Consider the following 19,719-nt stretch of genomic DNA (forward strand, 5'->3'; position numbering starts at 1 on the left):
GCAAGCGTGGCCTGTTGTCACCAGGTCTGCTTCTCCTACCCTCATCAAGTCAGTTGATGGGCAACATTCCAAGCGCTCGATCTCAGGCAAGGCTGCGGCAAGCAAGAGGTTGCCCTCGGCGCTGTCATTTATCCTTCCCTCATCGAGCGCGCCCAAGTCTTTCGGCGCAGGTTCCCTTCAAGGCAAATGAGTCCTTCACGGCGCGGACGCGCAGTGGCTGGATCTCTGTGACAAGCACAAAGATGAGGGAGAGCCGAACCATCCCCCGGGGACGACGCGGCGACTGCGCGGCACTCCATGAAACGTGCCGCGCTTAACCCTTCACTGCCACCATGAAAATCCGCGGGAAGCCGAGCAGCACCCGCCCGTCCGCCATCTTCGGATAGGCCTTCTCGACACGCCCAAGATAATCCGCGAGAAACGCCTCGCGATGCTCTTGGCCGGCAGCCGCGAGGTAGGGCATCAGACCCGTTGCCTTCACCCATTCGACGATGGCCGCGGCATCCGCCATCGGGTGGTTGTAGATCGTGTGCCAGATATCCAGGCGCGCGGATTTGCCGATCAGGCGGCTGTAATAGGCCGACGGCTGGGAAAGGGGATTGCGGCGCACGCTCTTCTTTTCGAAGGCCGTCTTCCATGGTCCGGCATGGGCGCTTTCCTCCATCAGCAGATGCGTCGGCTCGCCGAGATTGTCGGGCATCTGCACGGCGAGCACGCCGCCCCTGGTAAGCCCGTCCATCAGCCGGTCGAAGATGTCGAGATGGTTGGGCAGCCACTGGAAGACGGCATTGGCGAAGAGCAGGTCGGAAGGCTCATTCGGCTGCCAGGTGGCAAGGTCAGCCTCGGTGAAGGTGGTGCCCGGAAGCCGCTTGCGCGCTGCCTCCAGCATGTTGAGGTCGCTGTCGAGGCCGGACACGCCATCCTTGCCGTAGCGGTCGATGATGAGTTCGGTCGAATTTCCCGGCCCGCAACCGAGATCGATCGCCTTGCTGACCCTTTCCAGCGGCACCTGCGCCAGGAGATCGCGCGCCGGGCGCGTCCGCTCATCCTCGAACTTCACATACTGGCTGGCAGACCAGGCCATGGGCACCTCCTGTTTTTCCCGTGTTCCGATACGGCAATGATTCAAAGCGCGTCATGCTAGCAGCAATTCTCGGCCGCTTGTATGCGGCGTGGTGCAGCTGTCTTCGAATTGCCTGCACGAGCGGGTTGCATTATTGATGTCGTTTCTGGGTTGGGGGATTCATGAGAGCCGGTTTCGTCTTTGCCGCAGTCTGCCTATCGGTCGCCGCAATGTCCGCAAGGGCCGAGACGCCGGCCGCTCCGCCGATTTTCCTTGTGGAAGACATGGGCAATGCGCGCGACCAGTATGTGTCCAGCCATCTGGAGCCCTTTGCCGTCTACAGCGGTGCCGACCGTGCCCTCGATGAAGACGATATCGCCAGGCTCCGGCAGGTCGATGCCGCACGCCAAAGGGCGGCCGCCGCAATGCCGTTCTTCACCGGTGATCTCGATGCCGACGGGCGCATGACGCTCGACGAGTACAAGCTCGCCAACCTCTATGAAAGCCGCAACGAGGCCGAACTCGGCATGAAAGCGCGCTTTGCGAATTTCGATCGCAACGGCGACGGTATCGTGACGCTCGACGAAGCGCTGAAATCACCGCCGCTGCCTCGCATGCCGCTCGCTTACGGACTGAGCGATACGGAACGCGTCGCCGCCCTGCTGGCGATCGACCCCAACAAGGACGGCAAACTGACGGAGGATGAGTTCAAGGCGCTCCTCCTTTCCGCCTTCGCCTTCTACGACAAGAACGGCGACGGCGCTCTTTCGAAAGCCGAAAAGACGGAGCGCGCCGCAACCGTCAGGCAATTTAGGGAAGAGCAGGAAAAGCGGGCGAAGCCGTAGAGGGAGACGGCTTCTTGCGGCCCGTCAGGCCGTTGCGGCCCGTTTGACAATCGCCGCTATATCCGGGACGACCGTCGCGAAACGGTCGGCGATCTCCGCCAGCGCCGTACGATGTACGGTCTCGGCCGGAATCATGCCGCCGAGCGGATCCGGCAGATCGCGGCTTAAGGCGGCGGATGCGATGACGGTCGCCTTGATGCCGAGATCGAGTGCCGCACGCGCCGCAGCGCTGACGCACATATGCGTCATGAAGCCTACGAGGATCACATCGGAGCGCCCTGTCTGCTTGGCAATTGCTGCGAGAGCTGCGGCAAGCGTGGTTCCGGCAAAGGCATTGGGAAGCGTCTTCGGGATGACGGCTTCACCGTCAGCCGGCGTCAACGTGGGAATGATCTTCGCGCCATGCGAGCCGATCGCGAAGTGGCCGCTGCCCGGCGCCGCGTGGTGAACGATATGAATAACCGGAACGCCATCACGCCGGGCCGCATCGAGCAACTTGCGAATTTCGCCGACGGGTGCCGCGATGCCATGAAGCGGCAGTCCGCCGTCCACATATTCGTTCTGGGCGTCGATGACGACAACGACCGACTTCGACCAGTCGGCAGCTTTCGGCGTGACGCCCGCATGCTGAAGAAGGGTGAGGGGAACCATTGGCATATCTCCTTGGATGGATCGATGCCAAGGACGCTAACCGCTTTCGTACTGAGCGAATATTCGCTATCAATTCACAATGCCTGAGCAAAAGCGCACAGATATCGATTGGGAGGACCTGCGTTTTTTCGCGGCGCTGGCAAGGCACGGCAGCCTTTCGGCAACGGCGCGTGCGCTGAAGGTCAACCATGCGACCGTCGCCCGCCGCGTTGGCGCGCTGGAAAGTGCTCTCGGCTTCGCGCTCTTCGAGCGGCGCGCCGACGGCTACCAGCTCAGCCGCCACGGAACCGCGATCCTGTCCGAGGCGGGTGCCATGGAGAGTGCCGCTGGGGCGATCCGCGACCGGCTGGCTTATTCGAACGGCCCGAGCGGTCGCGTGCGGCTGACGACGACCCGTTCGATCGCCGATCTCGTCATCGCGCCGCGGCTCGGCGATGTGCTGCGCGGGCTTGCTGACGTCGAACTCGAAATCGTCACCGATATCCGCGTGCAGAGCCTTGCCCAGCGCGAGGCCGATATTGCCCTTCGGCTGGGGCACCCGAAGGACAGTGATCTCACCGGAAAACGCGTGGCGACGATCGGATACGCTTTCTACGCCTCGAAAGCGGCCGCCGAGACTGTTGCGGAAAGCAGGCCAGCCCGCCTCATCGGATTTGACCTGGATAGCGACGGCGTGGCCGAAGCGCGCTGGCTGGAAACGAAATTCGGCCCGGATGCCTTCGTCTTCCGCTCGAGCAGCAATGTCGTGCAGGCAAATGCCGCAGCCGCCGGGCTCGGCATCGCCATGCTTCCGCGCTTCGTCGCGAAACAGAATCCGGCTCTGGTCGAGATCGATTGCGGCGAGGCAATGCCCGATCGCGAACTCTGGATGCTTGCCCCGGCCAATCTGGTCGATATCCCGCGCATCCGCGCGGTATGGGATGGCTTGGCTGAGATATTCGCTGTGTCGAAGGACAGGCTCTAAGCCGATCTTATGCGCATGAGGCGGACGCTGGCGGATGCCTCGATCTCTCCGGGCCCACGGTTGGTCATCCACCAGATCTCTCTATCAGAGGGAAACGTGACTGCTGACCAGCCGGCCATTCCGAAGATCATGGATCATGAGGCCTGGAGGATCGGTGACAGGCGGTTCACGTGTGGGATCGAGCAGCAAAGGATTTGCGGGACAGATCGAGCCGCATATGTAGGCCGGAATGCCTGCGATCAGGCTCGACATCGGCCGATGGACGTGGCCGCTGCAGATTGCGATGGGGCGCCTTATGCCACTCGATAGCAGGTCGCCCAAGGCATCTGCACCCCTGCACATGACATCATCCAGAGGCGATATTCCCGTGGGGAAAACATGGTGATGCGTGAAGAGCAAGGGTATGCCCGATGGACCGCTCGCCAGCGTCTGCCGCAACCACGGAAGGTGCTCCGTAACGTCACCATGGGCATGTCCGTCGACGCATGTGTCAAGGCCGACGATCAAAGCGTCTCCATGGGGTTCGGCAAAATGCATTTTCTCGTCATCGCCCCAATGGCCGGCCTCGGGCATCGCCTCGCGCATGACGGTGCGGTCGTCCACGTTGCCGGGGAGAATCAAGGTGCGGCACGCGAGGCTTTCCAACGCAGAAATGATCTGCCGGTAGCCCTCCCGCCAGCCGCCGTTGACAAGATCCCCGGACACCACGACGATAGCCGGCTGCATCGTGGCGAGCCAGCAAATTGCCCTCTTAAGCCGGGCAAGGCCGTCATTGTCGGGGCTGGCGTGGATATCGCTTATCTGGGCGATCAGCATGGCGCCACCTCATTCAAAACCGCGTAATGACGCTGATCCCGGTTCCTTCCGCCCGGTCCATCGCCATCAGCGCCGGCACAGCCTCTTCCAGGCTGATTGTCCGGCCGATCAGTTTCTGCGGCGCGATCTTGCCGGCGGCAAGCATGGAGAGCATGGCGTCGTAGCGCCATGCCTGCATGCCGTGGCTGCCGTAGATTTCCAGTTCATGGCCGATCACCAGCGCCATCGGGACTTGCGGCGTGGCATATTCGCCGAGCATCAGGCCGATCTGCACATGGCGGCCGCGGCGGCGCAAGTTCTTGATCGAGTTGAAGCAGGTCACGGGATGGCCGAGCGCGTCGATCGAAACATGCGCGCCGCCCTTGGTGATCTCGCGCACGGCTTCCGCGACATCGGCAACCGCCGCCGCATTAATCGTCGCCACCGCCCCGCATTCGCGCGCAAAGGCAAGCTTCTCCTCCGAAATGTCGATCGCGATCGGATTGGCGCCGAGCGCGCTGGCGATCATGATCGCCGAGAGGCCGACGCCGCCCGCGCCATGGATGGCGATCCACTCGCCGGGGCCGGTGCGTGCCTGGTCGGCAACGGCGCGGAAGGAGGTGGCGAAGCGGCAGCCGAGGCTCGCCGCCGTCGCATCGTCGACGCTGTCGGGCAGATGCACGAGATTGGTGTCGGCATAGTCGATCGCGACATATTCGGCGAACGAGCCCCAATGCGTGAAACCGGGCTGGAACTGGTTCGGGCAGACCTGCTGATTGCCGGAGTGGCATTCGCTGCAATGGCCGCAGCCGGAAACGAACGGCACGGTCACCCGGTCGCCCGCCTTGAAGCGCACCACGCCCTTGCCTGTGGCGACGATCTTGCCCGCAAGCTCGTGTCCCGGCACATGCGGCAGGCAGATATCCGGATCATGTCCCATCCAACCGTGCCAGTCGCTGCGGCAAAGGCCGGTCGCGCCGATGGCGATGACGACGCCGTCCTCGGTCGGCGTCGGGTCGGGCACCGTGCGAATGTCGGGTGTCTGCTCGAAGGCTTCGTAATACATGGCTTTCATCGGACGGCCTCCAGCTCTTTTGTTTGAGATTCCGCCGCCATGATGCCACGCGGGAGCCTGCGGTTCCAACACTCCGTTCGATCATTTTCGCTGATGGACCCATCGCTTTCATGCGGGCGAACGCGCATGATTGTTGCGGCGATATGGGCGGTTGCGGCATTTTTCGTGCGTCCCGCTTGAGCGACCGAATTTCCGCTTGACCCTGCCTGCCGGGAAGGATTTTGCTTCTCGGGCTTTGGAAGGAGAAGATCATGCCCGTCGATACATCGCCCCGCACGACCACTTGGACCCATGTCGAGGGCGAGTGGCTTGCCGGCAACCCGCCGCTGATCGGCCCGACCTCGCATGCCATGTGGCTCGCGTCCACGGTCTTCGACGGTGCCCGCTGGTTTGATGGCATCGCGCCGGACCTCGACCTGCACTGCCAGCGTGTCAACCGCTCAGCCGTCAATATGGGGCTGAAGCCCATCAAGACGGCCGAGGAGATCGAGGCGCTCGCCTGGGAAGGCATCAAGAAGTTCGATGGCAAGACGCCGATCTATATCAAGCCGATGTATTGGGGCGAGCACGGTTCGCCGGGCAGCGTCGTCTCCGTCGATGCGGAATCGACCCGCTTTGCGCTCTGCCTTTTCGAAGCGCCGATGGGCGGCCATAGCGGTTCGTCGCTGACCGTTTCGCCCTTCCGCCGCCCGTCGCCGGAAACGGCGACGACGGATTCCAAGGCGGGCGGGCTCTACCCGAACAGCGGCCGCGCGATCGCCGAGGCGCGAAGCCGCGGCTTCGACAATGCCCTGATGCGCGACCTGAACGGCAATGTCGCCGAAACGGCATCCTCCAATATCTTCATGGTGAAGGACGGCGTGGTCTTCACGCCGGTTGCCAACCGCACTTTCCTCGCCGGCATCACCCGCGCCCGCGTCATGGGGTTGCTGGACCAGGCAGGATTCGACGTGCGCGAGGTGACGCTCTCGGTCGAAGACTTCATGAATGCCGATGAGATATTCACCAGCGGCAACTATTCAAAGATCGTCGGCGTCAACCGCCTCGACGGCCGCGATTTCGAAGACGGCCCGGTCACCCGCAAGGCGCTCGATCTCTACATGGATTGGGCCAACGGGCGCAGCCATAGCCAAAGCGGCGAGTAGCGATCCGCGCGCAGGGGAGTGCGAACCGTTGCAGTCTCACGAGAAAGGTACGCGCGGATCCTGCACCAAGTAGAACTCGGTAACCGGCGTGACGTCAGTGATAAAAAAGCCAAATGCCGGTCGATCGAGGGGATCAACGTGACCGCTGGCGAAGCGCAGCCGGTCGAATTTCTCGAAGTGGTTCTCGAAACGGGCAAACCGGTTGGACGAAATGAGGTCCGGATTGGGGTTGGTCTGATCAAATGACAGACCGTCATAAAAGTCGCTCGGTTTGCCAAGGATCTCTTGAAGTTCGAATTCGAACTCGATCCAGGCCAATCCGCTCTTGTTGAGAGTGACAACGCGCAGGTGGAAGGCGCCCTCAGGAAACCCGTGATGTTGAATTGGCCTTGCGGCCCTAATCACCAGAGTGACGGGGCTGGCCGAGTTAAGTTCCTCGTGGATTTCGATTGGATCGGCTTTTGTACCTGAGCCTGTAACTGACAGGATGCGGAAGCCGCCAAGCTCATCGGAGAAGGAATAATCCCCAGCATAGAAACGTCCGTCGTCAGCCGGTCCGGCACTGATGAGTGACAGTGTCAGCAACGCAGCCAGGATTCGCAAGTGACGCCTCATCGTGAGTTCCTCTGGGAGCGCGGTCTATCCGTGCAGCGACCAAGTGACCGAAGTACCGGCGAGAGTTTTCCTCAGATGCTCGTTCGCCTCCACGCCCGCAGCATCCGCGGCATATTCCGGTTTCAGCCGGTCGAGGAAATACATCGTCATCTTACCCTTGTTTTTCACGTCAAGGGCACCTCGCGGGGTGCAGTCGAAATATGATTTTACGTGCTGGTAGGTGCTTTCGGAGATGTTCACCCGGTCTGCTTCGTCCGTGCTCTCCATACGAGCCGCGATATTCACAGCGTCGCCCCAGACGTCGTAGGCGAACTTCTTCCGGCCAACGACGCCGGACATCACACTGCCGGTATGCAGGCCGACGCGGAGGTGCCAGGGCCGCTGCCCGACCGCGGCCCAGCGCTGGTTCGACGCCACGACAAAGCGTCGAATCTCGAGAGCAGCAAGGCAGCTGCGGATCGCATGGTCCTTGCGGCCCTGCATCAGACCGCCGGCGCACATGTAGGAGTCACCGATGGTCTTGAGCTTCTCCAGCCCATGTCGCGCGACAATGTTATCGAACTCGGAGAAGTACATGTCGAGGTCATCGACCAACTCCCGAGGGGAGAGTTCAACGGCTGATTTGGTAAAGTCGACGAAGTCCGTAAAGAGGATCGTCGTCGAAGGGTGGTGGCGGGGCTCGACCGAGCCCTTCTCTGTCAATTCCGCGGCTACCTTGAGTGGGAGGATGTTGAGGAGCAGGCTGTCCGCGCGCTGCTTCTCAGCGGCCAGTTCCTGCTGCGAGCGCAGCACCTCGGCCATCCTCAGGCGCAGTTCGAGCTGGGCGATGGTCTGGCGCGCGAGGCGACGGATGCCTTCGGCAGCCTCGAAGGCGAGCTCGCGCGGGGTGAGGTCCAAGATGCAGAGCGTGCCCAGCGCATGGCCGCCTGAATCGATCAGCGGCATGCCTGCATAAAAGCGGAAGAAGGGTTCAGTCGCGATGAACGGCAGTGCCTTGAAGCGATCGTCGGCGCGGGTGTCGGGAACCACCAGCATGTCGCTACGGCAGAGTGCATAGGCGCAGCAGACGCCGCTGCGGGGCACTTCTTCAATGCCGGGAGGAACGCCGTGACGGGATTTGAGCCATATCTTGGTGTCGCCGACGATGTTGACCATCGCGATCGGGGCACTGGCAATCAGGGCGGCGAGATCGGTGAGATCGTCGAATCCGGCTTCCGGGTCGGTGCCGTAAACATCATAGGCCCGTACCGCGGCCAAGCGTTCAGCCTCGTTGTCAGGTAGAGGGAAGTCCATGCCGGCGCCCTCCATTGTGCGAGGCCAAAATGGCCCGCCCGTTCAGATCGGGCGGGCGCGGCTCCGCTCTTGTCGATCATCCGGTGTTGTTCTCGGGCCTTGCCGTGGCGAAGCACTCACGCCGCCCATCCGACACCTACTGCCACCCAAAAACTTACTCTCGCTATCTCACTTAATCAATGACGCGGCCGCTATCCAGAGAAGCTGAGCGCCTTCGATCGCGATCAAGTTAGGTCGGGCGCAACCATGCGCGTCTCGCCGCTTCCTGCACGCGGGGCGAGCTCGGCCCACATTCGTTCCAAGTGTCCGCTTCGCGCGTAGGCGGACGGTGCGCCAGCGCCAACTATGGGCCGAGTCCGGCGGCTAGACTGCCTTTCGCCTTATCCGACCGTCATTTCAGGAACATTAGGCCACTGTCCTCGTTTGGCGTCTATCACCCCAAAATGAGGGACGTATCATGTCCGACAACCCGTTCGACACCAGCCGCGGCAATGGCGGCGAGACGCATCAGCATATTCCGGAAAAAGGCCCGCACGAGGGCCTCGACCATCTGACCACCAATCAGGGCATCCGCATTTCCGACAATCAGAACAGCCTGCGCTCGGGTGCGCGCGGCCCGACGCTGCTCGAGGATTTCGTGCTGCGCGAGAAGATCTTCCATTTCGATCACGAGCGCATTCCGGAGCGGATCGTGCATGCCCGTGGTTCGGCAGCGCACGGCTATTTCGAGCTGACGGAAAGCCTTTCCGGCATCACCAAGGCCGATCTCTTCCAGCGCAAGGGCGAGAAGACGCCGGTCTTCGTGCGCTTCTCGACGGTCGCCGGCGGCGCCGGTTCGGTCGACACCCCGCGCGACGTGCGCGGCTTTGCGGTCAAGTTCTATACGAAGGAAGGCAATTGGGATCTGGTTGGCAACAACATCCCGGTCTTCTTCATTCAGGATGCCATCAAGTTTCCCGATCTCGTCCATGCGGTGAAGATGGAGGCTGACCGCGCCTATCCGCAGGCCGCCAGCGCCCATGACACTTTTTGGGACTGGGCGTCCCTGATGCCCGAAAGCACCCACATGCTGATGTGGGCGATGTCCGACCGCGCCATCCCGCGCTCTTTCCGGATGATGCAGGGCTTCGGCGTCCACACGTTCCGCTTCGTGAACGCTGAGGGCAAATTGACCTTCGTGAAGTTTCACTGGAAGCCTAAGCTCGGCCTCCAATCGACCGTCTGGGACGAGGCGCTGAAGCTGCAGGCGGCCGACAACGATTTCCATCGCCGTGATCTTCACGAGGCGATCGAAGCCGGAAACTTCCCGGAATGGGAACTCGGCCTGCAGCTTTTCGACGAGGACTTTGCCAGCAAGCAACCTTACGACGTGCTCGATGCCACCAAAATCATTCCGGAAGAAGTGCTGCCGCTGAAAATCGTCGGCCGCCTCGTGCTGGACCGCAACCCGGACAATTTCTTTGCCGAAACCGAGCAGGTCGCCTATTGCCCCGCCAATATCGTGCCTGGCATCGATTTCACCAATGACCCGCTGCTGCAGGGACGCCTCTTCAGCTATCTCGATACGCAGAAATCGCGCCTCGGCACCGCTAACTTCCACCAGCTGCCGATCAACGCGCCGAAATGCCCGGTCATGAACTTCCAGCGTGACGGGCAGATGCAGATGAACGTGCCGACGGGTCGAGCCAATTACGAGCCGAACAGCCTTGGCGCGCATGGCGAGGGAGGCGGGCCGCGCGAATGTCCCGTCACCGGCTTCCCGACATTCAGCGCCGCGTCCGGAAAAGAGGAGCAGGGCGACAAGCTGCGCATCCGCGCCGAGCTCTTTGCCGACCACTACAGCCAGGCGCGGCTGTTCTGGAAGTCGCAGACGCACTCGGAACAGGCCCATATCGCCTCGTCCTTCGTCTTCGAGCTTTCCAAGGTCGGCCTGAAGCAGGTGCCACCACGCATGGTCGGCAACCTGCTGAACGTCGATCCGGAGCTTGCCAATCGTGTCGCCGAAGGCCTCGGCATCGATCTGCCGCAGAAGAACCCGGCCGCCCGCGAGCCGATCGACATGCCCCCGTCGCCGGCGCTCTCGATCCAGAAAAACATGAAGCAGACGATCGAGGGCCGCAAGATCGGCATCCTGATCGCCGACGGCAGTGACGCTCACGCCCTGCAATCCCTGGTGAACTCGATCGAGGATGCGAATGCCACGGCTTTCGTCGTAGCTCCGAAGGTCGGGAAGGCGAGGCTTTCGGACGGCAGCACGATCAAGGCCGATGGCCAGCTCGCCGGTTCCCCGTCGCAGATATTCGATGCGGTCGCGGTTCTCCTGTCCGGTGAGGGCACCGGGATACTGCTGAAGGAAGGTGCCGCCGTGCAATGGGTGATGAATGCCTTCGTGCATCTGAAGGCGATCGGCCACACGCCGGAAGCCCTGCCCCTGCTTCAGAGGGCCGGCGTCGAACCCGACGAAGGTGTCGTCGCGTTGGACGGCGCTTTCTTCGAGGCCGCCGCCAAGCGCTACTGGTACCGCGAGCCGAATGTGCGCATGCTGGCATAGATGTGTCGCGCCGCGGAGCGCTTCCTGCCATGGACAAGTGCCGGGACGCCACGTCAAATCACCTTCTCCCCCGGGGGAGAAGGTGCCCGAAGGGCGGATGAGCGGCCGCTCCCTCGAGCCTTGCGGTAGGCGACGCACAAGCAGCCAATGGAGCTAGCTCGTTTTCTCCCTCGGCCGCACCATCCACGCATAGGCAGCACCCGCCAACAGCAGCACGCAGGTGCCGAGAAAGACCGCCCGCATGCCGATATGCCCGCCCACGAAGCCGCCGAGCACGGGGCCTGCGACCTGGCCGACATATTGCGTCGAGATGGAGTAGCCGAGTATGCTGCCTGCGGCACTGTCCGGCACGCTGTGGCGGATGACGGCGGTGATGCAGGGCAACAGCCCGCCGAGCGCAATTCCCATCAGCAAGCGCAGCGCAATCAGCTGCCACGAATTGGTGACGAAGGCCTGCGGGATCAGGAGCAGCGCCGCAACAGCAAGCGCACCCGCAATCACCGGCCAATGCCCGATCCTGTCGGCGAGCTTGCCGAGGCGCGACGCCGAAAGGATGCTGCCGAGTGCTGTCGCCGACATGACGATGCCGGCGGTCATCGTTACGCGTCCCTGGTCTTCGACCAGTTGCGCCACGTAGACGGTTATGATCGGTTCGATCGACATGTTGGCGAGCATCAGAAGCAGGCCGGTCGCCAGCATCGCGACCACCGGGCCCTTGTCTGGTATCGCGCGCCAGCCGCCGCTTGCCTTCGCCGCTTGTCTGCGCGCAGGGGACTTCTCCTCCTTGATCAGGAAGGTGGTCGTCAGGAAGGCGAGGAAGATGACGCCGCCCGCCGCCAGGAACGTGCCGCGGATGCCGATGATGGGCGGCAGCGCCCCGCCGATCAGCGGTCCGACGAGATTGCCCGCCATGATGCCCGACGACAGCACGCCGAGTGCCCAGGCCGAGCGGTCCTTCGGCGTCTGCGTCGCGACCAGCACCATGGAGCCCGAGGCGTAGCCGCCTGCAAGTCCGACGAAGAGCCGGAGCGCCACCAGCTGCCAGACGTTCTCCGCCATGCCCATCAGCGAGATTGCGATCGTCATGCCGAGGCTGGCGCGCACCAGCATCAGCTTTCGCCCGTAGATATCGCCGAGCCGGCCCCAGAGCGGCGCGACGAGCGCGGCGGCAAAGAAGGTCGCGCCATAGGCGATGCCCGACCACTGCACGATCGCGGCATGCTCGCTGACGCCGAGTTCCGCGACATAGAGCGGCAGGAAGGGGAGCAGCAGCGTCATTGCCACGATGGTGGTGAAGGAGCCGGTCAGCGAAATCGCGAGGTTTCGTTTCCAGTAGGCGGACCCGGCCGCCGCATCTGCCGCGTCCATCTGCGTCTCTGTCATGTCGGGATCTCTATGGGTACCGGTTTGGAAGAAGCGGAAACTTACGCCCCGCCGGCTCCGGTGCCAAGGACGGATCGGGCTTGAACCGTCCGGCAATTTGCGTTTCGCCCTATTTCTTGTTATAAACTGATTGCAATTCGCAATCTGATTTCAAAAGGAGAGCGGCAATGACCGCAACGACCCGCGAAGACACCGTGCGGGGCCTTTACAAAGCCTATGTCGAAGGCCGTAAGGGTATCGTCGGCGGCATGCTGAGCGAGGATTTCACCTTCTCGAGCCCGCGTGACGATCATATCGACCGCAACGCCTATTTCGACCGCTGCTGGCCGGAACCGCCGTTCTTTCGCGGCATGGAGATCGAATTCCTGGCGATCGACGGCGACGAGGCCGTCGTCCGCTACCGCGCCGAAAAAGCTGACGGCACCGCCTTCCGTAACATGGAGGCGCTGCGCTTCAAGGACGGCAAGCTTGCGTCGGTGGAGGTCTATTTCGGGCGTGAGGTTGTCTGACCGCATTTGCCTTGGTCAAGGTGGGCTGGGCAGTCGGCAGCCTCGTGTTGCACAACAGGCAAACGCGGCCTAAACTGATGGGTTGGATCGGCCCTCAGCGGCAATGGTTTCTTCAGAGCTCTCCGGTGCCCGGGAGCAGGTTGTATCTGCGGTCGCAAGATATGGCCGTGATAATCAACATCGCCTGACTGGTAGCGCCGCGTTGTCAGCCCGAGCCAGGCGCCAACCGAACGCAAAGTTCGGAGGTTTTCTAGCATTGATCGAGGCTTATTTCGGCAACAGCGACCCATAGAATCTTAGGGCTCGCGCTAAAATCGGAAGTGCCGACCGTCGTGTAGTTGATCATGCGCCATTCGTCCCTAGAAAAACCGGATCGCCGACGTCGAGATGATGACGAGCGAGACGGCGATCATCAAGGGCCTCACCGGCAGGCGCTTGACGAGCATCGCGCCGAGCGGCGCGGCGATCACGCCGCCAACGATGAGGCCGACAGCCGAACGCAGTTCCGACCAGCCGAGCGTCAGAACGAAGGTAAGCGAGATGGTGAGCGTCACCGCGAATTCCGTAAGGCTGGTAGAGCCGATTACCTTCTTCGGATCGTGCCCGCGACTGACCAGCGTGCTGGTGACGATCGGCCCCCAACCGCCGCCGCCGATCGCATCGAGCACGCCGCCGCATAGCCCGGCCGGCGGCACGATCCAGTCCTTGACGTCGCGCGGCCAGTGCGGCTGGAATGCCTTGAAGAGGATGACGAGGCCGATGGCGATCAGATAGGCCGAAACGAAGGGCTCGATCGCCTTGCCTTCGACAGTGGCGAGGATATAGGCTCCGACCGCCCCGCCGATCATCCCTGCCGGCGCCAGACGCGCCACGAGTTTCCAGTCGACATTGCGGTGATAGACATGCGATGCGCCTGATGCTGCGGTCGTGAAGATCTCCGCCACATGTGTCATCGCGCTGGCATTGGCGACCGGCACGCCAAGCGCCAGCAGGCTCGTCGTCGAAAGCACCCCGAACGCCATGCCGAGCGCGCCATCGACGATTTGCGCGCAGAAACCGACCAGCACGAAAAAGAAGAAATCAAGCGTCATTGAACTCCCCGAGCTGGCGGCTTCGCAAGGGAACACGCAAAAGGCGAGAAAAGTTCCTTTCGCAATGTCCGGCAAATTGCTTGCTTCAGGCGCCAAGTTTCGCGCGATAACGCCTTTGGAGCAATGGAAGAATCGTATGTGGCTGAAGCGGTCGAAGCGTTCACCAAGCGCTGGCAGGGCCAGGAAGGCGGCCAGTAAAGACCGCTCTTCCTGACGGATCTTTGCGGCCTGGGCCTGCCGCAGGGCGATCCCGCCTCCACGGCCACCGAACGGCTACGTCTTCGAAAAGGTCATGCGCGAAACAAGAGGGCTCGGTCTTCAGTAAGCGCATCGCTCTTTACAAGCGCGACTGCTTCATTCTCGAAGCCAAAAGAAGCTCGCCGGCCATCAGGATGCGCCGACGCTGCTGCGGCATCGCTTGAGGCCTCTGCCGCAGTCGCAAAAGAACTTGGCACGAGGGCGGGCAGCATTGGCGGCGGGTAACTAACGACGTGATGACCCGTCGCGCTGATTGCGGGTTCATCCCCGAGGGTTTCACCAGACCAAAGCTGCAATGGTTGCAGAAAATAGAAGGAAGAGGCTCTCTTTCACGCCGCGAGATGAGTTGCCTTGGCGCATGGATTCGACTTGTGGCATTTTGCTACAATATTTTGCGCTTAACCATATCGCTTAGGCTTTCGTTCATCCTCCCGCATCAGTTTGCGCCCCGGTGGCTGGGAACCAACCATTGAGGATCGGAAGCTATGACCCATGCACTCGTGCTTTTCTCGGCCGTAACCGCGATCGTCGTATCGATATCGGCGATCGGCAGTCAGCCGGCGCCGAACAATTCGAAATGGCCGGAAATCCATCCGGCGAAGACCTCGCGCGTTCTGCCCGCGCCTGAGCGTTGATGAACGGGCAGTTCATTATCGGTTCAGGACCGCACGGCTAAATCTCGCTTCGGCTGGATTTATGGAGACTCGCAATGAAGATTATCTCGCTGGCAGCAGCGCTCGTTATCGGAGGCCTTTCGGCAGTTTCCGCCGAAGCGATGCCGATGGCGCCGGCGCGTGCCGATACCGCCGCCCCGTCTGCGATCACGAAAGTCGATTATGCCTGCGGGCCCGGATGGCGCCTGAACCGCTGGGGCGAATGCCGCCCGCGCTTCCACCGTCCGCCGCCGCCGCGCTACTGGCATCGCCCGTCGCCACGTTGGGGCTGGGGCTGGGAGCGCCCGCGCCATCGACGCGACCGCGACTGGGGCCGCTACGACCGTTATGACCGCTATGAGCGCAGCAGCTTTTGAGCGGCGCAGCGATCGGTAGACGCTGAGATTGACGAAGCCGGGACGAAATGTCGCCCCGGCTTTATTTTGCTTTCCGGGTTGCCACCTTCTCCGGCGTCGTCGCTAGCGCGAATTTCTTGATTTCCTCCGGCGTCAGATAGTAGAGCCGGTCGGGTGGCGTCTCCATCGCATGCAGCCAGAGGCCGGGCTTGATGCCCATGTCGCCGAGATGGCGGGTGACGCCGGCGGTCGTGCGCTGCGCCTCCGACATGGCGCGCTCCGGCGAAAGCTTCTCCTTCGAGCCGTTGAAGACCTGATGCACGCCGATGACGGCGCCGTCCTCGGCCTCTCGGGTCACGCCGCCGGCCATGATGATCGGGCAGGACGAGGCGCAGAGCGCGCCGCTTGCCACCCTGGTACCGATCTTCCGTTCGCGAATGAGCTTCGACATCGCCAGCGCATCGCCGACGGCGCCGCCCGGCGAATCCAAAGAAACGGTCTTCACATATTCGCCGCGCGCCGCAATCTCCTGTTCGAAGCGGGCGGCAGCGCCGAGCTCGATTGCCCCCTGCGCCAGAAGCACACCGCCCGGCTGTAGCTCGAAACGGATCGGCTGCTTGAGCAGCTCGATGCTGGTCGTGATCTCGGAAGGTGGCGCCTGCGGTCCACCCTCCGTCAATGCCGGCGGCAGCACCGGCATGGTCTCCGGCTGTGCCGGATCGAAGCCCGGCAGCTCGGCGTTGGCGGCGCTGATCTCGCGCCAGTCGATGACCGCAAGCACGATCGCAGCGGCAAGCAGGGCGTGGAAGGCGTGCCGTATCAGCGTGCCGTCCTCTGTGGAAAGCAAGTAATCCTTCAGCCGCTGCCCTGCCGTTTCCAGCCTCATACAGGCGGCCCCTTCCTCGGTCCCTTCCCGGAGAGATCGAAGCTCGCAATGTTCGATTGGTCCGGCGTTTCCGTTTTCTCTGCCTGAGTGAGCGCGGCTTCGAGATCGACGCCGCGCTGCTGGACGGCCCGCTGCACCTCCAGCGCCTGCAGAAGCTCCGCCGCGGTGATCCGCTCGGCAAATGGCAGGCGCTGTTCCTGGCGCCGCAGCGTCGAGTGGACGATCGACAGCATGAAGACCAGCACCGCCGGCAGGATATCGATCGAGATTGCGCCGGCCCAGCTCGGGATGAAGTCGGAAGCATAGCGCAACACCGCTTCGGCAGAGGAGAGGGGCACGAACCGCCGCTCGGCGACCGGTTCGCGCGAAAGGATCTGGTCGGCTGCCTGCGACAGCACCTTGGATTGCGCCGCAACCGAGGAGCGGATCGTCTCCATGACCTGATCCTGCCGGTTGGCGAGATCGACCTCGCGGCCGTCGGCGACGGGGGCGATGAAGCCGAGCGAAAGGTCTTCGGCCGCACGCTTTACCGAAGGGGCGATGGATGTCTGCTCCAGCGAGGTGATGACGCCGGAAAGCCCGACGGCTTCGGCGGCGAATTGGTCGGCGCGCGGATCGATCGCGCCGGGGGCCGAAACCAGCGTACGCATCGTTTCCAGGTGCTTGCGGCCCTCGTCGAAGAGCGAGGTGACCCGTTCGCGAGAGGCATTGATGCCGTTTTCGAGCTCCGTCAGCTGCGAGGCCATCTGCGAGAGAAGCTGCACGACGCTGCCTGCGCCGGTCGTGCCCGTCAGCGCGCCGGTTTCCCGCTCCTGGTCGGCCAGCCGCTCGAAGCGCTCCTGCGTGCGCTGGATGTCCGGCAGCAGGCTCTGGGCCGCAAGCGCGTTCTGATGCGCCTTGTCGAGGTCGGCGGTGTAATCCTCCAGCGTCTCGGCAAGATGCTGTTCGAGTGCGGCCGATCCTGCAAGGGCAGCCGCATTCAGCCAGCTCGACATGGCGATGATCATCGCGCAGCCGAGCGCCATGACGCCGAGCATCGCGCCGCGTCCTGCCGCACCCGTCACATGCGGATAGAAGCGCGCCATATAGGTCCAGAAGGCATAGATCGCCACCGAAACCGCGCTGGAATAGATGAGGGCGGCGAAGAACACGGCCGTTGCCGAACCGTCGAGGATGCTGCGCACGCCGAGATAGGTGTAGACGCCCGACGCGAGCGCCAGAACGGCGAGCGCGAAACGCGTCATTGTTTCGACGGCGTCGATGCCGTCCTGCAGGCGATGGGATGCGCCGAGCGCCATGGCTTTCCTCCCGGTGGTATTCTCTTAAGAAACCATTAAAATCCCGGCGAAAACAAGGCCCGCAAAAGCAGCGGATCGCTTACGCCGCAGGAGGTACGCCCGGGCAGGCGCCGCACCTTACTCTTCCGGCAGCAGGTTGAGCGTCTGCGTGTCCAGTTCGCTGCCGATTTCCGCGCCTTTCGATTGCTTGTCGTAGACACAGATATGGGTGACGAAGCCGTTGGCGCCTTTCGGCCTGCCGGTGACCAGCGCCAGCCCATAATGCGCGCTGCCGATCGGATCGACGACGGCCCTTGCATCCGCGATGGATCCGGCCGCCGCTTGCCTGCACTTGGCCTCCACATCCGCGGCAAATTCCTTCCATGCCTCGTCGGAGGAGGCAAGTGCACTACCTGCCGTCATAAAAAGGAGGATCGTTGCGTAAAGGCGGATATTATTCCTCTGCATCTTGGTTTCCTTGGGCGTGGTGTCTGCCGCAAGCGCGGTTATATGCCGATGATGGGCGATTTTTGTCACCGAAGCCAGGCCTGCAGGCGAGGCAAATTTTCCTCGCAGGCGGCCGATTTTTGATGCTTCCACCGTTGCCTCCCTACGTTTCCGCTCCTATGTTCCGCCTCACCTGCCGATCCCGCAATCTTTTGCCAAGAGGAGATCTACAATGGCTTTCGAATTGCCCGCACTCCCGTACGACTACGAAGCTCTCGCACCTTTCATGTCGAAGGAGACGCTGGAGTTCCACCACGACAAGCACCACAAGGCTTACGTCGACAACGGCAACAAGCTGGCGGCTGAAGCGGGCCTGGCCGATCTCTCGCTCGAAGAGGTCGTGAAGAAGTCCTTCGGCACCAATGCCGGCCTCTTCAACAACGCGGCCCAGCACTACAACCACGTCCATTTCTGGAAGTGGATGAAGAAGGGCGGCGGCGGCAACAAGCTGCCGGGCAAGCTGGAAGCGGCGTTCAGCTCCGACCTAGGCGGCTATGACAAGTTCAAGGCCGATTTCGCCAATGCCGGCGCCACGCAGTTCGGCTCGGGCTGGGCCTGGGTTTCCGTCAAGAACGGCAAGCTCGAAATCTCCAAGACCCCGAACGGTGAAAACCCGCTCGTGCACGGCGCCACCCCGATCCTCGGCGTCGATGTCTGGGAGCATTCCTACTACATCGACTACCGCAACGCCCGCCCGAAGTACCTGGAAGCCTTCATCGACAGCCTGATCAACTGGGACTACGTCCTGGAGCGCTACGAAGCCGCCACTAAGTAAGCGGTCTATTGCGTTGAAATCCAGCACCCGGCGCCTTGAAACGCCGGGTGTTTTCGTTTCCGCTCCCTGTCACGGCCCTGTCATCCGACGCTCCTAAAGCAACCGCCATGCCTTCCTCGGACACTCTCCTTTTCCGCTTCGGCATCATTGCCGACCCGCAATATGCAGCGATCGCGCCGAATGCCGCGATGGACCGCTATTATGCCAACAGCCTCGCGAAGCTCGCCGAAGCGATCGAGGTTTTTAACGGCGAGGAGCTGAGCTTCGTGATGACGCTCGGCGATCTCATCGACGGGATTTGGGAGAGCTTCGACGATATCCTGCCGGTCTACGAAAAGCTCCGCCACGAAAACCTCTTCCTGCTCGGCAATCACGATTTCGCGGTCCCGGCGGAGCATCTTGCCTCTGTTTCCGCGCGCGTCGGTCTGCCGTCGCCCTATTACGCCTTCTCGTGCCGTGGCTGGCGTTTCGTCGTTTTGAACGGCAACGAAGTCAGCACGTCCGCGCCGCCGGAAGGGCATCCATACCGCGAACTCGCAGCCGAGCGTCTGGCGGCGTTGGCGGCAACGGGCGCGATCAACGCCCATCGCTGGAATGCATCACTGAGCGACGAGCAGTTCGCATGGCTTGCGGCCCAACTGGATGCGGCAGAAGCCGCCCGCGAGCGTGTAATCGTGATGAACCACTATCCCGTCTATCCGCCGAACGAGCACGACATGTGGGATCGGGAACGCATCATCGATCTCATCTCCGGCCATGACAACGCCGTTGCCTATTTCTGCGGCCACAACCACGTCGGCAACTACGGCAAGACCGGCGGCTGCCACTTCGTCAATTTCAAGGGGATGGTCGACACCGAAACGGAAAACACCTTCGCCATCGTCGAGGTCTTCGAAGGCCGCCTCGAAATCCGCGGTTTCGGCCGCGAGGAAAGCCGCACGCTGGCGCTGTAGAGCCGCCATCGTTATCCCCCGGATGGAACCGATGCTGCTCCTGAAAAGTTAGGCATGAGACCCTTCAGGAGGCC

At 62.4% G+C, this 19,719-nt stretch carries 20 protein-coding genes; 9 read left to right on the forward strand and 11 right to left on the reverse strand.

The features are described 5' to 3' along the window. Nucleotides 1-313: 313 nt before the first annotated feature. On the reverse strand, nt 314-1,084 hold the full coding sequence (gene tam, locus ISN39_RS03680; RefSeq protein ID WP_194729211.1) for a trans-aconitate 2-methyltransferase: 771 nt from the start codon (nt 1,082-1,084) through the stop codon (nt 314-316). 161 nt (nt 1,085-1,245) lie between these two features. On the opposite strand from tam, the gene ISN39_RS03685 reads away from it, so the two are divergent. Then, nucleotides 1,246-1,908 (forward strand): EF-hand domain-containing protein, encoded by a 663-nt coding sequence (locus ISN39_RS03685; RefSeq protein ID WP_194729212.1) that lies wholly within the window; start codon nt 1,246-1,248, stop codon nt 1,906-1,908. 24 nt (nt 1,909-1,932) lie between these two features. On the opposite strand, the gene ISN39_RS03690 is transcribed toward ISN39_RS03685, so the two are convergent. Then, complete coding sequence (locus tag ISN39_RS03690; protein ID WP_194729213.1) at nt 1,933-2,559, reverse strand: isochorismatase family protein; 627 nt, start codon at nt 2,557-2,559, stop codon at nt 1,933-1,935. A gap of 79 nt (nt 2,560-2,638) precedes the next feature. Between ISN39_RS03690 and ISN39_RS03695 the strand changes: the two genes are divergently transcribed. After that, on the forward strand, nt 2,639-3,523 hold the full coding sequence (locus ISN39_RS03695; RefSeq protein ID WP_194729214.1) for a LysR family transcriptional regulator: 885 nt from the start codon (nt 2,639-2,641) through the stop codon (nt 3,521-3,523). 84 nt (nt 3,524-3,607) lie between these two features. Here the strand turns inward: ISN39_RS03695 and ISN39_RS03700 are convergent, their stop codons facing one another. Both ISN39_RS03700 and ISN39_RS03705 read right to left on the reverse strand, forming a co-directional pair. Next, nucleotides 3,608-4,339 (reverse strand): metallophosphoesterase, encoded by a 732-nt coding sequence (locus ISN39_RS03700; protein ID WP_194729215.1) that lies wholly within the window; start codon nt 4,337-4,339, stop codon nt 3,608-3,610. Nucleotides 4,340-4,352: 13 nt separating this feature from the next. Further along, nucleotides 4,353-5,393: a zinc-dependent alcohol dehydrogenase family protein gene (locus ISN39_RS03705; protein ID WP_194729216.1), complete on the reverse strand. Its 1,041-nt coding sequence runs from the start codon at nt 5,391-5,393 to the stop codon at nt 4,353-4,355. Between the two features lie 251 nt (nt 5,394-5,644). Between ISN39_RS03705 and ISN39_RS03710 the strand changes: the two genes are divergently transcribed. Beyond that, nucleotides 5,645-6,538: a branched-chain amino acid aminotransferase gene (locus ISN39_RS03710; RefSeq protein WP_194729217.1), complete on the forward strand. Its 894-nt coding sequence runs from the start codon at nt 5,645-5,647 to the stop codon at nt 6,536-6,538. 36 nt (nt 6,539-6,574) lie between these two features. Here ISN39_RS03710 and ISN39_RS03715 read toward each other — a convergent pair whose 3' ends face one another. Beyond that, entirely contained in the window at nt 6,575-7,141 is a 567-nt protein-coding gene (locus ISN39_RS03715; protein ID WP_246763274.1) for a hypothetical protein, read from the reverse strand. Between the two features lie 36 nt (nt 7,142-7,177). After that, the gene (locus tag ISN39_RS03720) at nt 7,178-8,461 is read right to left on the reverse strand and encodes an adenylate/guanylate cyclase domain-containing protein (protein ID WP_194729218.1); all 1,284 of its coding nucleotides are present in this window, start codon (nt 8,459-8,461) and stop codon (nt 7,178-7,180) included. Between the two features lie 442 nt (nt 8,462-8,903). Between ISN39_RS03720 and ISN39_RS03725 the strand changes: the two genes are divergently transcribed. Continuing rightward, a complete protein-coding gene (locus tag ISN39_RS03725) occupies nt 8,904-10,997 on the forward strand; it encodes a catalase (RefSeq protein WP_194729219.1) in 2,094 nt (697 codons plus the stop codon). A 153-nt stretch (nt 10,998-11,150) separates the two neighbouring features. Here ISN39_RS03725 and ISN39_RS03730 read toward each other — a convergent pair whose 3' ends face one another. Further along, nucleotides 11,151-12,380 (reverse strand): MFS transporter, encoded by a 1,230-nt coding sequence (locus ISN39_RS03730; RefSeq protein ID WP_194729220.1) that lies wholly within the window; start codon nt 12,378-12,380, stop codon nt 11,151-11,153. Between the two features lie 167 nt (nt 12,381-12,547). Here ISN39_RS03730 and ISN39_RS03735 point away from each other — a divergent pair, with 167 nt between their 5' ends. Then, on the forward strand, nt 12,548-12,889 hold the full coding sequence (locus tag ISN39_RS03735) for a nuclear transport factor 2 family protein (protein WP_194729221.1): 342 nt from the start codon (nt 12,548-12,550) through the stop codon (nt 12,887-12,889). Between the two features lie 359 nt (nt 12,890-13,248). Here the strand turns inward: ISN39_RS03735 and ISN39_RS03740 are convergent, their stop codons facing one another. Beyond that, nucleotides 13,249-13,980: a sulfite exporter TauE/SafE family protein gene (locus tag ISN39_RS03740; RefSeq protein WP_194729222.1), complete on the reverse strand. Its 732-nt coding sequence runs from the start codon at nt 13,978-13,980 to the stop codon at nt 13,249-13,251. Between the two features lie 743 nt (nt 13,981-14,723). Here ISN39_RS03740 and ISN39_RS03745 point away from each other — a divergent pair. Together ISN39_RS03745 and ISN39_RS03750 are read left to right on the forward strand one after the other, a co-directional pair. Continuing rightward, nucleotides 14,724-14,873, forward strand: a complete 150-nt coding sequence (locus ISN39_RS03745; protein ID WP_022714476.1) for a hypothetical protein — start codon at nt 14,724-14,726, stop codon at nt 14,871-14,873. A gap of 74 nt (nt 14,874-14,947) precedes the next feature. Beyond that, on the forward strand, nt 14,948-15,268 hold the full coding sequence (locus ISN39_RS03750) for a DUF2613 domain-containing protein (protein WP_039844293.1): 321 nt from the start codon (nt 14,948-14,950) through the stop codon (nt 15,266-15,268). Between the two features lie 61 nt (nt 15,269-15,329). Here ISN39_RS03750 and ISN39_RS03755 read toward each other — a convergent pair whose 3' ends face one another. The 3 genes from ISN39_RS03755 to ISN39_RS03765 all read right to left on the reverse strand — a co-directional run bounded on the left by ISN39_RS03755 (nt 15,330) and on the right by ISN39_RS03765 (nt 17,878). Further along, nucleotides 15,330-16,133, reverse strand: coding sequence for a hypothetical protein (locus ISN39_RS03755; protein ID WP_194729223.1), 804 nt, complete (start codon nt 16,131-16,133; stop codon nt 15,330-15,332). Then, nucleotides 16,130-17,431 (reverse strand): hypothetical protein, encoded by a 1,302-nt coding sequence (locus ISN39_RS03760; protein WP_074067022.1) that lies wholly within the window; start codon nt 17,429-17,431, stop codon nt 16,130-16,132. Before ISN39_RS03760 ends, ISN39_RS03755 begins: the two co-directional genes overlap by 4 nt. 117 nt (nt 17,432-17,548) lie before the next feature. Next, nucleotides 17,549-17,878, reverse strand: coding sequence for a hypothetical protein (locus ISN39_RS03765; RefSeq protein WP_194729224.1), 330 nt, complete (start codon nt 17,876-17,878; stop codon nt 17,549-17,551). Nucleotides 17,879-18,089: 211 nt separating this feature from the next. Between ISN39_RS03765 and ISN39_RS03770 the strand changes: the two genes are divergently transcribed. Both ISN39_RS03770 and ISN39_RS03775 read left to right on the forward strand, forming a co-directional pair. Next, nucleotides 18,090-18,692, forward strand: a complete 603-nt coding sequence (locus ISN39_RS03770; RefSeq protein ID WP_074067023.1) for a superoxide dismutase — start codon at nt 18,090-18,092, stop codon at nt 18,690-18,692. 107 nt (nt 18,693-18,799) lie between these two features. Next, a complete protein-coding gene (locus ISN39_RS03775; RefSeq protein WP_194729225.1) occupies nt 18,800-19,645 on the forward strand; it encodes a metallophosphoesterase in 846 nt (281 codons plus the stop codon). Nucleotides 19,646-19,719 lie beyond the last annotated feature (74 nt).

Source organism: Rhizobium sp. 007 (assembly GCF_015353075.1).
Taxonomy (GTDB): Bacteria; Pseudomonadota; Alphaproteobacteria; order Rhizobiales; family Rhizobiaceae; genus Rhizobium.